At 47.5% G+C, this 13,257-nt stretch carries 13 protein-coding genes, 1 other RNA gene and 1 riboswitch; of the genes, 10 read left to right on the top strand and 4 right to left on the bottom strand.

Annotated features, from left to right (window positions below; all coding sequences use genetic code 11):
* Nucleotides 1–18: 18 nt before the first annotated feature.
* The 5 genes from gpsB (at nucleotide 19) to FZD51_RS08535 (ending at nucleotide 4,749) form a co-directional block, all read left to right on the top strand.
* Nucleotides 19–321, top strand: coding sequence for a cell division regulator GpsB (gpsB, locus tag FZD51_RS08550; RefSeq protein ID WP_009791232.1), 303 nt, complete (start codon nucleotides 19–21; stop codon nucleotides 319–321).
* Between the two features lie 81 nt (nucleotides 322–402).
* Nucleotides 403–791: RNase P RNA component class B (rnpB, locus tag FZD51_RS08545), an RNA gene on the top strand.
* A gap of 181 nt (nucleotides 792–972) precedes the next feature.
* Complete coding sequence (locus FZD51_RS08540; protein WP_148974395.1) at nucleotides 973–2,127, top strand: THUMP domain-containing class I SAM-dependent RNA methyltransferase; 1,155 nt, start codon at nucleotides 973–975, stop codon at nucleotides 2,125–2,127.
* Between the two features lie 82 nt (nucleotides 2,128–2,209).
* On the top strand, nucleotides 2,210–2,377 hold the full coding sequence (locus tag FZD51_RS26095) for a hypothetical protein (protein WP_009791228.1): 168 nt from the start codon (nucleotides 2,210–2,212) through the stop codon (nucleotides 2,375–2,377).
* A gap of 449 nt (nucleotides 2,378–2,826) precedes the next feature.
* Nucleotides 2,827–4,749, top strand: a complete 1,923-nt coding sequence (locus FZD51_RS08535) for an ATP-dependent DNA helicase (protein WP_148974394.1) — start codon at nucleotides 2,827–2,829, stop codon at nucleotides 4,747–4,749.
* Between the two features lie 173 nt (nucleotides 4,750–4,922).
* Here FZD51_RS08535 and FZD51_RS26565 read toward each other — a convergent pair whose 3' ends face one another.
* Entirely contained in the window at nucleotides 4,923–5,051 is a 129-nt protein-coding gene (locus tag FZD51_RS26565; protein WP_262380821.1) for a hypothetical protein, read from the bottom strand.
* Nucleotides 5,052–5,153: 102 nt separating this feature from the next.
* On the opposite strand from FZD51_RS26565, the gene FZD51_RS08530 reads away from it, so the two are divergent.
* On the top strand, nucleotides 5,154–6,686 hold the full coding sequence (locus tag FZD51_RS08530) for a carboxypeptidase M32 (protein ID WP_148974393.1): 1,533 nt from the start codon (nucleotides 5,154–5,156) through the stop codon (nucleotides 6,684–6,686).
* A 66-nt stretch (nucleotides 6,687–6,752) separates the two neighbouring features.
* On the top strand, nucleotides 6,753–7,661 hold the full coding sequence (locus tag FZD51_RS08525; RefSeq protein WP_148974392.1) for a DMT family transporter: 909 nt from the start codon (nucleotides 6,753–6,755) through the stop codon (nucleotides 7,659–7,661).
* Between the two features lie 123 nt (nucleotides 7,662–7,784).
* Here the strand turns inward: FZD51_RS08525 and FZD51_RS08520 are convergent, their stop codons facing one another.
* Genes FZD51_RS08520 through FZD51_RS08510 form a run of 3 tightly spaced genes read right to left on the bottom strand, consistent with a single transcriptional unit; the run spans nucleotide 7,785 to nucleotide 10,119 of the window.
* Nucleotides 7,785–9,437 (bottom strand): b(o/a)3-type cytochrome-c oxidase subunit 1, encoded by a 1,653-nt coding sequence (locus tag FZD51_RS08520; RefSeq protein ID WP_148974391.1) that lies wholly within the window; start codon nucleotides 9,435–9,437, stop codon nucleotides 7,785–7,787.
* Complete coding sequence (locus FZD51_RS08515; protein ID WP_148974390.1) at nucleotides 9,434–9,916, bottom strand: cytochrome c oxidase subunit II; 483 nt, start codon at nucleotides 9,914–9,916, stop codon at nucleotides 9,434–9,436. Before FZD51_RS08515 ends, FZD51_RS08520 begins: the two co-directional genes overlap by 4 nt.
* 53 nt (nucleotides 9,917–9,969) lie before the next feature.
* The gene (locus tag FZD51_RS08510; protein ID WP_009791219.1) at nucleotides 9,970–10,119 is read right to left on the bottom strand and encodes a hypothetical protein; all 150 of its coding nucleotides are present in this window, start codon (nucleotides 10,117–10,119) and stop codon (nucleotides 9,970–9,972) included.
* Between the two features lie 447 nt (nucleotides 10,120–10,566).
* Nucleotides 10,567–10,668, top strand: a riboswitch (purine riboswitch).
* 122 nt (nucleotides 10,669–10,790) lie between these two features.
* Here FZD51_RS08510 and FZD51_RS08505 point away from each other — a divergent pair.
* The 3 genes from FZD51_RS08505 (at nucleotide 10,791) to FZD51_RS08495 (ending at nucleotide 13,239) form a co-directional block, all read left to right on the top strand.
* Nucleotides 10,791–11,387, top strand: coding sequence for a xanthine phosphoribosyltransferase (locus tag FZD51_RS08505; protein ID WP_148974571.1), 597 nt, complete (start codon nucleotides 10,791–10,793; stop codon nucleotides 11,385–11,387).
* Nucleotides 11,384–12,691, top strand: coding sequence for a nucleobase:cation symporter-2 family protein (locus FZD51_RS08500; RefSeq protein WP_148974389.1), 1,308 nt, complete (start codon nucleotides 11,384–11,386; stop codon nucleotides 12,689–12,691). Before FZD51_RS08505 ends, FZD51_RS08500 begins: the two co-directional genes overlap by 4 nt.
* A gap of 95 nt (nucleotides 12,692–12,786) precedes the next feature.
* A complete protein-coding gene (locus FZD51_RS08495; RefSeq protein WP_262380820.1) occupies nucleotides 12,787–13,239 on the top strand; it encodes a DUF6376 family protein in 453 nt (150 codons plus the stop codon).
* Nucleotides 13,240–13,257: the final 18 nt, after the last annotated feature.

Below are 13,257 nucleotides of genomic sequence, written 5' to 3'. Positions count from 1 at the left end.
TAGACTGAGGTGAATGTGATGCTATCCGATAAAGTTAAGTTAACAGCAAAAGACATTTTGGAAAAAGAATTCAAGGCAGGGATGCGGGGGTACAAGCCTGAAGATGTCGATAAGTTCCTGGATCTGATCATCAAGGATTATGAAACCTTCCACCAGGAAATTGAAGATCTGCAGCAGGAAAACCTGCGCCTGAAGAAACAGCTTGATGAAGCCTCAAGAAGGCCTGCAAGCACCCAGACTGCCGGAACAACGAACTTTGATATCTTAAAGCGCCTTTCCAACCTGGAAAAGCATGTTTTTGGCAGCAAACTTTATGAATAACAGCTTTTAACTGATTTTCCTTTTTAAAACCATTGCTATTGGAAGCCAGATTGCATATAATATCATTTGTAATCATTAATAACGTTCGGGTAATCGCTGCGGCAGCTTGCTGCTGCAGAGGAAAGTCCATGCTCGCACGGACTGAGATGTCCGTAGTGTTCGTGCCTGGCGAAGTCATAAGCCAGGGCAGCCGGGCGATTGCGCGGCTGACGGCAGGGAAAATGCCTAAGTCCTTCGGGATATGGCATGAATACCTTGAAAGTGCCACAGTGACGGAGCCTTTCCAGAAATGGGAAGGGTGGAACGAGGTAAACCCCGCGAGCGAGAAACCCAAATAATGGTAGGGGCACTTTCTCTGAGGAAATGAACAAGGAGAAGGACAGATTTTATATCTGTAGATAGATGATTGCCGCCTTAGTACGAGACGCAGGTCGATTGCAGTACAAAGGAACAAAACATGGCTTACAGAACGTTATTAGTGAGATGATTTTTGAAATGGTAAAGCTCTCCTTTTGCAGGAGGGCTTTTTTAATACATACCAAAACCCGCATGGGGAACACTTGCACGCGGAAACTTCTTCAGGCTATCATGGATGAAGCAGACCGCTGGCCGGCAATAATTAAGGGAGACCTACTGGAAAGGATGTCTTACATGGGAAAATATCAAATCATCGCTACAGCGGCAATGGGACTTGAAGCGCTCGTTGCAAAGGAAGTGCGGGCACTTGGCTATGAATGCCAGGTGGAAAACGGAAGAGTTGAATACACAGGGGATGAGACAGCCATAGCGAGAAGCAATTTATGGCTGAGAACGGCAGACCGGATCAAAATCAAAATCGGCGAATTTAAAGCTTATACTTTCGATGAGCTGTTTGAAAAAACAAAAAGCCTTCCATGGGAACAGTATATTGCAGAAGATGCTGAGTTCCCTGTAATCGGCAAGTCTGTCAAATCAAAGCTGTTCAGTGTTTCCGACTGCCAGGCAATCGTCAAAAAGGCGATTGTCGAGAAGCTGAGGACAAAGTATAAAAAAACAGGCTGGTTTGATGAAACGGGTCCATTATGCCGCATTGAAATCTCTATGCTGAAAGATACAGCAACCCTGACCCTGGATGCCAGCGGAAGCGGACTTCATAAACGTGGATACCGGGCAGGACAGGGAGAAGCGCCGCTGAAGGAAACACTGGCTGCTGCGCTCGTCCAGCTGACGAACTGGACACCGGACAAGCCATTCGCAGACCCTTTCTGCGGATCCGGGACCATCCCGATCGAGGCGGCCTTGATCGGGCAGAATATTGCCCCGGGCTTTAACCGGGAATTCACCTCTGAGAAGTGGGGGTGGATGCCGGAAAAAGTGTGGGATGATGCGAGAGATGAGGCAGAAGATCTGGCTGACTATGATCAGGCATTAGATATAACCGGATCGGATATAGACCACAGAATGGTGAAGATCGCCCAGGAGAATGCTTTTGAAGCAGGGCTTGGAGATATGATCCAATTCAAGCAGATGCAGGTACGGGATTTTACCACGACTAAGGAATATGGCGTGATCGTCGGCAACCCTCCATATGGTGAAAGGCTTGGAGAAAAGGGTGCGGTACAGAAAATGTACCGTGAAATGGGAGAGGCCCTCTCAGGACTTGATACATGGTCCATTTATATGCTTACATCTGATGAGGACTTTGAACAGCATTTCGGGCGCCAGGCAACCAAGAAAAGAAAGCTGTTCAACGGATTCATCAGAACGGACCTCTACCAATACTGGGGCAAGCGCCCGCCAAGAGAAAACAGGCAGAAAGAGGAATAAAAGGTTCTCTTATTGAATAAACTAGCAATACTATATCGTTTTTGGATTAGATAGCCTAGTTTTATTTACAGGAGGAGAGCCAATGGATTACAGGACTCTTGATTTCAATAGAATTTCTCAGGCGCTTGACTACTCAATGGAAATGCTGGTAAAAGAAACGCCTGCCGATCAGGTGCTGGATGAATTGAAAAGCGCCCAGCATGAGCTCCGGCAGGCCCTGTCCTTTTCCCTTTCCGGCAGGCAGCAGTAAATCCTGCCCGGTGAACGGCAATAACCAGGCACCAGGCTGGCCCCCTCGAAGGGAGCGCCGGTTTTTTGCCGTTCAAATGATAATTGTACAGCCTGCCCTGACGAATTCCTGATTCATCCCTTAGTGCTCCCGGCCCCTTGAGCTTGACTAGTTGAAAAAATAGTATAAAATGATTCTTGGCCTCCTGGTTTGGAGGCCGAAGATGCTGCATATGGCAGCTTGTATATAAAAAGTGAAGGGCCGTGCTTCCATGGCCATAAATAATATTGAAAATCACCGCCTGTGACAGGCGGTTATACTTTTTTATGCTGAGAAATCGCAGGAACTTCTGCATGTACAGGAGTTTTTCCGCTATAGGCGGACGAGGCACACAGGCCGATGTCCGGTCCCCCGCCATTTTCCAAAGATACAGGAAGCCCCCGGGACGCTTCTGGATATAGGAGGATTACATGCAAAACCAATTGCCCTTTGCAGTAGCAAAAACAGAATCATTTTTTGAAAAGCTTGGCGACTGGATCGGGGATGTTTTCTATGACCTGCTCCCTGAAGCCGGTTTTGAATTAAGAGACGAACAAATCTATATGGCTTTCCAGCTGGAAAATGCCTTTAAGGAGAAAAAGACGATCTTCGCTGAAGCTGGTGTCGGGACAGGAAAAACGCTTGTGTATCTCCTGTACTCCATCTGCTATGCAAGATATACGAATAAACCGGCTATCATCGCCTGTGCAGATGAAACCCTCATTGAGCAGCTTGTTAAAAAGGAAGGGGACATCGCCAAGCTTGAAAAGGCGCTTGGACTGAATATTGATGTGCGCCTGGCAAAATCCAGGGATCAGTATCTCTGCTTGAACAAGCTGGACAAGGCCGTCGCAGAACAGGACTATGAGGCATATGGAAACATTTATGACCAGCTTCCGTCCTTTACCCACAGCGGCGGATCACTGCAGAACTTCGAAAGATACGGTGACAGGAAAGATTATCCTGAGCTGACAGACAGCGAATGGACCGGTGTATCATGGGATTCCCTTCAGGATTGCTTTACATGCGAGAAAAGGCACCGGTGCGGGCAGACACTTCACAGAGACTATTACCGGAACAGCCAGGACCTGATCATCTGCTCGCATGACTTCTATATGGAGCATATCTGGACAAAAGAATCCCGCAAAAGGGAAGGCCAGCTGCCCCTGCTGCCTGAATCCTGCACAGTTGTATTCGATGAAGGGCATCTGCTTGAGTATGCCAGCCAGAAAGCCTTGACATACAGGCTGACCGAGCAGATTCTGGAATCGCTTCTTACCCGCCTGATGGCAAATGACGTAAGGGAAAAAACGCTGAACCTGATTGAAGACACTATCGTCCAGAATGAGACATTCTTCCATGCGCTTTCTGCTGCTGCCGGCAGCCGTACGGACTCTGAGAAGCAGCAGATTGCCAAAGGGCCGGCTGTTCTGAAGGAAGGAAAGCTCCTGCTTGAAATGATCGGCTCACTGGAAGAGGAGCTTGTCTTTGAAAGCGAAATGTATGTTATTAATGAATATGACCTGAAGGTTGTCGAAGAATATCTTGAGCAAATTTCATTCTCGCTCTCCCTGTTCATGAAAGATAAGGGCGGCATCAATTGGTTTGAAGAGCATAATGGTGAAAGGACACTTGTCATCATGCCTAGAATGGTAGAGGAAATCATGAGGGATGAGGTATTTTCACAAAAGAAACCATTCATCTTTTCTTCAGCCACTTTATCGGAAAAAGGCTCCTTCGAGTACATGGCTTCAAGCCTGGGCATCGACGACTATTTATCATTCACTGTAGCATCACCATTCAGCTATGAAGAAAAAATGGCCATTCATATGCCTGAATACAGTGAAGAAGATATGGCCGGCAAAATGGAATATACCCTGGAGCAGCTCAAGAAATCAGGGGGCAGAGGCCTTGTCCTCTTTACAGATCAGAGAGAACTGACTCTTTTTAAAGACTATGTCCAGGGCAAAACGGAATTCCCGGTCTATTTTGAAGGGGAGGCTGAAATCAGTACACTCGTCTCAAAATTCCAGAACGAAGAAGAAGCAGTCCTTTGCTCTACAAACCTTTGGGAGGGCCTTGATATTCCAGGCAGGTCGCTCGAAAATGTAATCATTTTCTCACTCCCGTTCCCTCCGCATGATCCGGTGTTTGATGCCAAGCGTGAAAGCGCGGAAGATTCGTTCCGGGAAATCGACATGCCATACATGCTCCTCAGGCTCCGCCAGGGAATCGGCAGGCTTATCAGGAGCCATGAGGACAGAGGAACAGTGCACATCCTGACCAGCAGAGAAGAAGATGTTTCTGTGCTTGAGTCTGTTGAAGCTGTGCTGCCTGTCACACCTGTTAAATAAGTTTTGATTGCCCCCCCTTGGCAGAGGGAGGGGCTTTTTGCATCCATTGAAGGGGACGGACAGGAAGAATATAGTTTACTTCGGTCCTCATTCGCTGCAGGTCTGTATGCACGTTTTTCAGCAGGGGCCAGCATGCAAACTAACGGCACAATCTTAAAGAGAAATCTATTCCTTCAGCCTTCTTCACTGCATTCAAAGCAGATCGTTTCCTTGTCATCCGTTATGATTCCATTGAAAAATCCGTCCAGGCAATAAATCGTTTTCCCGCATCGTACGCAGGTTCCGGCAGGTTCACTCATCATTCTTCCTCCTGTTTTTAGGTGATTTGCAGTTCTATTCTAGCGTTTTATTCAGAAAAATGTGATAAAATATATTTTGCAAATGATTTTTAGGGGGATGCCAGCATGAATGAAGCATTGAAAAAAACTGAAAAAGACTTTCTTGATTTTGTCAAAAAGATGGGCGCTTATAATGAGGCTCTGTCATTAATATACTGGGATCTTCGTACGGGCGCTCCCAAGCAGGGGGTGGACCAGCGCACAGAAGTAATTGGCATGCTGTCTTCTGAAGTGTTCAAGATGTCCACTTCCGAGGAAATGGCTGCATACATAGCAAAGCTTTCAGGAGAAGAAGCGGCTGCATCACTTGATGCGATTACTGTGAAGGTTCTTGAAGAAAGCAAGAAAGAATATGACCGGAATAAGAAGATTCCCGCTGAGGAGTATAAGGAATACGTTATCCTGCAGTCAAAGGCTGAAAGTGTGTGGGAAGAGGCAAAAGACAAATCGGACTTCACGCTTTTCCAGCCTTATCTGGAAAAGCTTGTTGAAGCCAATAAGCGTTTTATCCAGTATTGGGGCTATGAAGGCAATAAATACAACACACTCCTGGATATGTATGAACCGGGCGTGACAGTCGAAGTGCTGGATGAAGTCTTTGGCGAGCTCAGGAGCAAAATCGTGCCCCTCGTCCAGAGCATATCCGAATCAGATTCCAAGCCGGATACCAGCTTTTTGTATGAAAATTTCCCAAAGGAGAAGCAGCGTGATTTCAGCCTGGAAATCCTGAAGCAGATGGGCTATGACTTTGATGCAGGAAGGCTTGATGAAACGGTACATCCATTTGCGACCGGCTTGAATCCCGGGGATGTCAGGGTAACAACGAAATATGATGAGAAGGACTTCCGCACTGCTGTATTCGGTACAATCCATGAAGGCGGCCATGCGCTGTATGAACAGAATATTTCCAAAGACCTGATAGGCACTCCGCTGTGCACAGGGACATCCATGGGAATCCATGAATCACAGTCTCTCTTTTATGAAAATTTTGTAGGGCGCAGTGAGTCATTCTGGAAGAAAAATTACGGACTGCTCAAGGATTACGCTGATGGCCAGTTTGATGGAGTGGAGCTGGAAGATTTCTACCGTGCCATCAATGAGTCGAAACCGTCGCTGATCAGGATTGAAGCAGACGAACTGACCTATCCGCTTCATGTTATTGTCCGCTATGAAATCGAAAAAGGGCTGTTCAATGATGAAATTGAAGTGAAGGACCTTCCGGAAATCTGGAACAGCAAATACGAAGAATACCTCGGAGTAAGACCATCCAATGATGCGGAAGGAGTTCTTCAGGATGTCCATTGGGCAGGGGGAAGCTTTGGGTATTTCCCTTCCTATGCACTCGGCTATATGTATGCGGCACAGCTAAAGCAAGCGATGCTGAAGGATCTTCCGGATTACGACCAGCTCCTGGAAAATGGTGATCTCGCGCCAGTCAAGGAATGGTTCACGAAAAATGTCCATCAGTACGGCAAGCTGAAAAAGCCGCTTGAGATTCTTGAAGATGTGACTGGCGAAGGACTGAATGCCAGCTGCCTGTCTGACTATCTTTATGAGAAATACGGGAAGGTGTACCGTTTAAAAGAGTCCTCCCGTTAATTTGAAAAAAATAATGAAAGGGAAAAAGAGCGGGACGCATCCGCTCTTTTTCTGCAGGGTGAGGCAATGAAGAAGCTGATGCCGTATTTTGCAATCTCTGCCGGTGCATCTTTATGGGGCCTGATTGCCTATTTTATCAGGGGCTTGTCCGGGTTTGGCTTTTCTTCAATGGAAATCGTCGGGATCCGGGCAGTAACTGCCGCTGCGGCTTTGCTGCTGATAGGGCTTTTTTTGGGCCCTGGCCGGCTGGCTCTGAAAAGGCCTTCTGATATTGGCCTGTTTGCCGGCACAGGGATTTGCAGCATCGTATTTTTTAATTGGTGCTATTTTACCAGCATCAATCTGATGGATATCTCGCTTGCGGTCATACTGCTGTATACTTCTCCTGCATTTGTCGCAGTTTTGTCCTACCTTTTCCTGAAAGAGAAAATAACCGGGAGGAAAATCATTGCCGTTTGCGGGACCATTGCCGGCTGCATCCTGATTGCAGGGGTGGGGGGCGGAGCTGGTTTGAGCGTGACAGGAGTGATCATCGGGCTGGGAGCAGGTCTAGGCTATGCGCTTTACAGCATCTTTGGGAAGTTTGCTCTCCAAAAGTATGAGCCGTTTACTGTCACGCTGTATACCTTCCTGACTGCCTCGGCAGTCCTGCTGCCGATTACCAGGCTGTGGGAAAAAGCTTCTCTGTTTTTAAAGCCGGAGGTTTTGTTCCTTGGCCTTGGCCTCGGGCTGCTGCCGACCGTGCTTGCCTACTTTCTATACACCTGGGGCTTAGAAAAGACAGAAAGCAGCAAAGCAGCGGTCATTGCTACAATTGAGCCAGTTGTAGCCATCCTCATGGGTGTTGCTTTATATTCAGAATCACTGGGTTACATGCAGCTGTCCGGCTCTATCATAATCCTTCTGTGCGTCATCCTCGTGAACCTCCCGGAAAGAAAGGGGAGAACACCCCTTGAGACCGGCAATAGTGCATAAAGAAACACTCCAGCAGCTGCTGGAGTGTTTTCTTTCAGGCTGGAAAATTGTTTTGGCTTGTCTTAAGCTGGTCCCGCAGGACGCGGCGTTTTTCGCCTGTGTTCCTTACTCCGGGCAAGATGCCTACCACAGTTTATACCCCTTTGACCCCGGCGGTGCGTTTTGGATCAGGTCGATGAACGGGATGGTGTATGCAAACAGGATGAGGGCAGCGGTGATGCCGATCCAGAGCTTCCAGTTTTCAAAGACAAGCGGCGTTTTTTCGGCATTTTCCGCTGTTTCGCCTACCGGGAATTCTTCAGAGCCTTTAGGGGCCATGAACGCGAGATTTACAAATATATACAGCATCAGGATGATAGCAAGGAACAGGATGGATCCCCCGATTGCCTGTGCGACTTGATAGGGGATCCATTCAGCTGCCTGTGCCGCGCCGCCGTACTCGGAAAAGGAAGAGCGGCGGGGGGCGCCCAATAATCCTGCAGCATGCATGGCCCCGGACATGAATGTCATGCCGATTGCCCAAAGCACGCCTTGTGTAATGGCGAGGCGGTTCATCGCTTTTGTCAGGACCCTGCCGGTCAAATGCGGGACCAGCCAGTAAGAAATGCCGAAGAATGTCAGGACCACCGCAGTTGCCACGGTCAAATGGAAGTGGCCGGTTACCCAGATTGTGTTGTGCACTACCTGGTTCATCTGGTGTGATGCGTTAACAATGCCTCCTGCACCTGCAGGGATGAAGGCAACCATCCCGATGAATGGGACTGTAAAGCGGGCATCCCCCCATGGCAGTTTTTTGAGCCAGCCGAATAAGCCGGTTGCCCCTTTGGATCTTCCAAATCCTTCAAATGTAGCAAACAGTGAAAAGGCAGTCATTAAAGAAGGGATAACAACCAGGAATGTCAGGATTACCTGCAGGAATTTCCAGGCCGCATCGATACCCGGCTCCATCAGCTGATGGTGGAATCCGACCGGTATGGAAAATAGCAGAAATAGAATGAACGACATCCGGGCCAGTGAATCAGAAAAGATCTTTGCGCCAATTACTTTCGGAATGACAACATACCAGCCCATATAAGCAGGAAGGAGCCAAAAATAGACCAGCGGATGTCCGAAATACCAGAAGAGCGTCCGGCTTACTCCGACATTGACGGTCTCGACAAGGCCAAGCGACCATGGCAGCAGCTGGATCAGCACCGTTGCGGCCACTCCAATGGTAGCAACGATCCACATGATGGTATTTACCAGGCTCATGAATGTAAGAAGGGGACTCGGCTGCCCGGGATTATTCCTGCGCCATTCTGCATACTTCATGATAATGGCAGCGCCATCAAACCAGCTGCCGACTACTACGAAAGTCAGTCCAAGATAATAAATGGCATGTGCCTGCAACGGGGCATAAAAGGTATACAAGACGCTTGCTTCATTCAGCAGTATCATGACGGCTGCCATGATGGTTCCGGCTGTCATGAGCCAAAAACCGATCCATCCCATCGTCCGCTGCTTTTTCGTCAAGGTCCCGGCTGTTTTGCTGACTGCTGCAAGCTGGAAGCCCATAATGAAGAATGTTGTCAGTACCAGTCCCAATACGACTCCATGGACAGTGAGAATCTGATAATAGCCGATTCCAGCCGGCAGCTGGAACTTGCCGGAGCGGACGAGCACCTGCAGTAAGCCGGCAAGGCCGCCGATTGCGAGCGCTGTGAAGGCTACATAGAAATGAGCCATGGCGAGCTTCCCGTCCTGTCTGTCAACCTTTGGATTCTGATTTTGCTTCATGATGCTTCAACCACCTTTATTTTTGACGTCATCATATGATGTCCTGCACCGCAGTACTCGTTGCACAAGATAAGATACTCTCCAGCTTTATCGAAAGTTGCTGTATGCTCACTGATATATCCGGGCTCCAGCATCATATTGATGTTTGAGCCGGCGACCTCAAAGCCGTGGATAACATCCTTTGTTGTTGCCATGATCTTCACCCTTGATCCAAGAGGTATTTCAATATCGCCAGGATTATAGGAAAAGGCGGAAGCAACGAATACCAGCTCATAATCCCAATCCTTTCCCTCCACTTTTTTAAGGCCGGGCTCATTGAAAGGCGCCGTCTGGTCCACTTTCTCCGGATTGATGGTTGCAAGGCAGCTCGGGGGCTGGTTGCCAAGATAGAATGCGCTGATGCCAAGAACCGTCAAGAAAACGATCAGTGAGCCGATACCGAACCCTAGCCAGGCTTTTTCAAATTTATGCATATGCATAGCTTTCTTCTCCCTTCAGGCATTTCAATCATAATGGATTGCATGCTGGATGATTAAAATCGATCTGTAAATAAGAAATAGACGCCTGCCCATACCCCGATTAAAAATAAGCCCAGAATGAATACAGAGGCCAAGGTTCCCTTTAAAGAGGAAGCATCCTCGATCTTTGTTTTATTTTTCCTGCCAAGTTCCGTGTTTGCCATGGCTTTTTTCTCCTTTCAATATGGATGAATAAATAATGATTACATGTTCATCATACAAGGAATTCCTCCGGTTTCTACCAGTCTTCACCTGTTTCACAAAGTGTTCATTCACTCTGTTGGCACTATGCCAATAGTGTAAAATTGCTGCAGCAGGCCGGAAGGACCGGGATTTCTATAAAGAAATGTGAAATTTATGTGAAAAGGAGAAATACTCAGCTCGTCATTAAGAAAAATTGCCCAGGCTGAAGAAATGGATTGACACTCCACAGGGGATTATAGTCGATATTTTGGGATTATTCAGAAATGAACTATATAAATGCTTCTCAAGAGCCAAAAAGCACCTTATTACCACTAAAAGCGAACAATGCAAGTGAAATAAAAACAAATAATTCGACTTTTTCTCTTATGAATCTATTGAAATATCTTACTGGGATGTTATAATGAAACATAATTTCATAACGATACACTCATATAATCGCGGGGATATGGCCTGCAAGTTTCTACCGGACTGCCGTTAACAGTCTGACTATGGGTGAGCAATGGGAGGCATTGGGATCTTTTGCTGTGCCCCTGCCTTATAAAAGCCTGAAGGGATTGCTTCACTCATTTTTTTTGCAGTGAGTGATTTCCTTCAGGCTTTTTTATTTTTCTATTCAATAGGGAGGATAATGATGAAACTACTAGAAGAAACAATCAAAAGAGAAGGACGGGTGCTGTCTGACAGTGTCCTTAAGGTAGACTCGTTTCTTAACCATCAGATCGACCCTTTCCTGATGAAGGAAATAGGCAAAGAGTTTGCAGCCCGTTTTGCAGGGGAGGCTATTACGAAGATTCTTACGCTGGAATCGTCAGGGATTGCTCCATCTGTCATGGCTGGGATCGAGCTTGGGGTGCCCGTGCTGTTTGCTAGGAAAAGAAAATCATTGACTCTTTCAGAAGGGCTGCTTTCCGCCAATGTCTATTCTTTCACAAAGCAAGAGTCCAACGAGATTTCAGCATCTTCCAAATATATTGGCGCTGACGACAGGGTTCTTATCATCGACGACTTCCTGGCCAATGGCCAGGCTGCTTTGGGGCTCATCGAGCTTGCCGGACAGGCAGGGGCTTCAGTTGCCGGCGTGGGGATCGTTATTGAAAAGTCCTTCCAGGAAGGACGCAGCCTTTTGGAAGAGAAAGCTGTCAAAGTGGTATCCCTTGCACGGATCCAGTCGCTTGGGAATGGAAGCATCACATTCTTGGAAAATAGCAGGGAGGCATCAACACGATGAAAAACTCACCATTTAAAATAGCTTCATTGGGTATCCAGCATGTTTTAGCCATGTATGCAGGTGCTGTCATTGTACCCCTTATAGTGGGCGGGGCCCTGGGCCTGTCAGGAGAAGAGCTGACCTATCTTGTTTCCATTGATATCTTAATGTGCGGAGTGGCGACGATCCTCCAGGTATGGCGCAATCAATTCTTCGGCATCGGCCTTCCGGTTGTGCTTGGCTGTACGTTTACCGCAGTCAGCCCGATGATTGCGATTGGCGGGCAATATGGCATTACAGCTATTTATGGATCTATATTGGTTTCGGGTCTTTTTGTTATACTGGTAGGTAAATATTTCGGAAATCTTGTGCGTTTCTTCCCTCCGGTGGTAACAGGCTCGGTTGTTACCATCATTGGTATCACACTTATTCCGGTTGCCATGAATAATATGGCTGGCGGCGAAGGCAGTGCAGACTATGGTTCGCTCTCCAATCTGGCACTGGCGTTTGGGACTTTATTCTTCATCATTATTTTATATCGTGTGTTTACCGGGTTTATCCGCTCAGTTTCAATCCTGCTTGGTTTATTTGCGGGAACAGCCGCTGCATTCCTGATGGGGAAATCAGATTTCTCGGCAGTGGGTGAGGCTTCATGGTTCCATATGGTCCAGCCTTTCTATTTCGGGATGCCGACATTTGAACCTGCAGCAATCCTGACGATGATCATTATCGCGATGGTCAGCCTGGTTGAATCAACAGGCGTTTATTTTGCCCTGGGGGATATTTGCGGCAAGAAGCTGGATAAGAAAGACCTGGCAAACGGCTACAGGGCAGAAGGGCTTGCGATTGTCCTTGGCGGGCTGTTCAATGCATTTCCATATACAACGTATTCCCAGAATGTCGGCCTTCTCCAGCTGTCAGGCGTGAAAACCAAGAATGTCATTTACACAGCGGGCGTATTCCTTGTCCTCCTTGGCCTGGTTCCGAAAATCGGCGCCATGACTACAGTCATACCATCAGCTGTATTGGGCGGCGCAATGATCGCCATGTTTGGGATGGTCATTGCCTATGGAATCAAAATGCTCAGCCAGGTGGATTTTTCTTCACAGGAAAATCTGCTGATCATTGCCTGCTCTGTCGGCATGGGTCTCGGAGTCACAGCAGTGCCAGGCCTGTTTGCAGAAATGCCTGAGAGCATCAGGATCCTGACAGACAACGGCATTGTAGCGGGAAGTTTGACGGCTATTGCACTCAACCTTGTATTTAATGTAAAAACCTCGAAAGCAAAGACCGCGGCCTCCAATCTTGAAGAGAAGGCAGCATAATAATAGCCAGCCATCCTGATTTTTATGGGGATGGTTTTTTTGTGAAACATATTCTCATGACATTCGTATTGAATAACATGAAACTTAAAGGAGGAATGAGAGTATTGAAGATAATCTTCCGGCTGTTCATGTTGGCGGTGACAGCCCTTTCCCTTGCAGGCTGCTCCTTTCTCGAAGAGGCTGCCGGCACTGTAGAGTATAGCAATAAAGCTGCAGAGCATATTGAAAAGCTGAATGCGTTTGCCGAGGATGCCCCGGGGATGATTGAAGAAGCTGCCGGGGATTCTGAAATCCGGCAGCAGCTTGAGGAAAGGCTGGTTATGCTAAAAGAGGATATTGAGAACTTTATTCAGCTTCAGGATATACCGGCTGCCGCTGAGGCCATTCATGAGGAGCTGGCTGCCAAAAATGAAGTGCTGCTGGCAGAAATCAATCTGGCGATCAATGGCGGCAATCTGGCCCTTGATCAATTGGAGAGCTCAGAGATGATTAAAACAATTAATGATGCATCAGCCCTGCTGAACCGGATTGAAGGGCTGATGAATTAATGGATAAAAGGGCATCTT

It is taken from the genome of Bacillus infantis, from assembly GCF_008180445.1.
Lineage (GTDB): Bacteria > Bacillota > Bacilli > Bacillales > Cytobacillaceae > Bacillus_AB > Bacillus_AB infantis_B.
Note: the sequence above shows the minus strand (reverse complement) of the source record. Positions and strands in the feature narration are given on the sequence as shown.

Excerpts from the sequence above, each read along its gene's own strand:
- gpsB (WP_009791232.1), top strand. The coding sequence starts at position 19 with ATGCTATCCGATAAAGTTAAGTTAACAGCAAAAGACATTTTGGAAAAA.
- FZD51_RS08540 (WP_148974395.1), top strand. The coding sequence starts at position 973 with ATGGGAAAATATCAAATCATCGCTACAGCGGCAATGGGACTTGAAGCG.
- FZD51_RS26095 (WP_009791228.1), top strand. The coding sequence starts at position 2,210 with ATGGATTACAGGACTCTTGATTTCAATAGAATTTCTCAGGCGCTTGAC.
- FZD51_RS08535 (WP_148974394.1), top strand. The coding sequence starts at position 2,827 with ATGCAAAACCAATTGCCCTTTGCAGTAGCAAAAACAGAATCATTTTTT.
- FZD51_RS26565 (WP_262380821.1), bottom strand. The coding sequence starts at position 5,051 with ATGATGAGTGAACCTGCCGGAACCTGCGTACGATGCGGGAAAACGATT.
- FZD51_RS08530 (WP_148974393.1), top strand. The coding sequence starts at position 5,154 with ATGAATGAAGCATTGAAAAAAACTGAAAAAGACTTTCTTGATTTTGTC.
- FZD51_RS08525 (WP_148974392.1), top strand. The coding sequence starts at position 6,753 with ATGAAGAAGCTGATGCCGTATTTTGCAATCTCTGCCGGTGCATCTTTA.
- FZD51_RS08520 (WP_148974391.1), bottom strand. The coding sequence starts at position 9,437 with ATGAAGCAAAATCAGAATCCAAAGGTTGACAGACAGGACGGGAAGCTC.
- FZD51_RS08515 (WP_148974390.1), bottom strand. The coding sequence starts at position 9,916 with ATGCATATGCATAAATTTGAAAAAGCCTGGCTAGGGTTCGGTATCGGC.
- FZD51_RS08510 (WP_009791219.1), bottom strand. The coding sequence starts at position 10,119 with ATGGCAAACACGGAACTTGGCAGGAAAAATAAAACAAAGATCGAGGAT.
- FZD51_RS08505 (WP_148974571.1), top strand. The coding sequence starts at position 10,791 with ATGAAACTACTAGAAGAAACAATCAAAAGAGAAGGACGGGTGCTGTCT.
- FZD51_RS08500 (WP_148974389.1), top strand. The coding sequence starts at position 11,384 with ATGAAAAACTCACCATTTAAAATAGCTTCATTGGGTATCCAGCATGTT.
- FZD51_RS08495 (WP_262380820.1), top strand. The coding sequence starts at position 12,787 with ATGAGAGTATTGAAGATAATCTTCCGGCTGTTCATGTTGGCGGTGACA.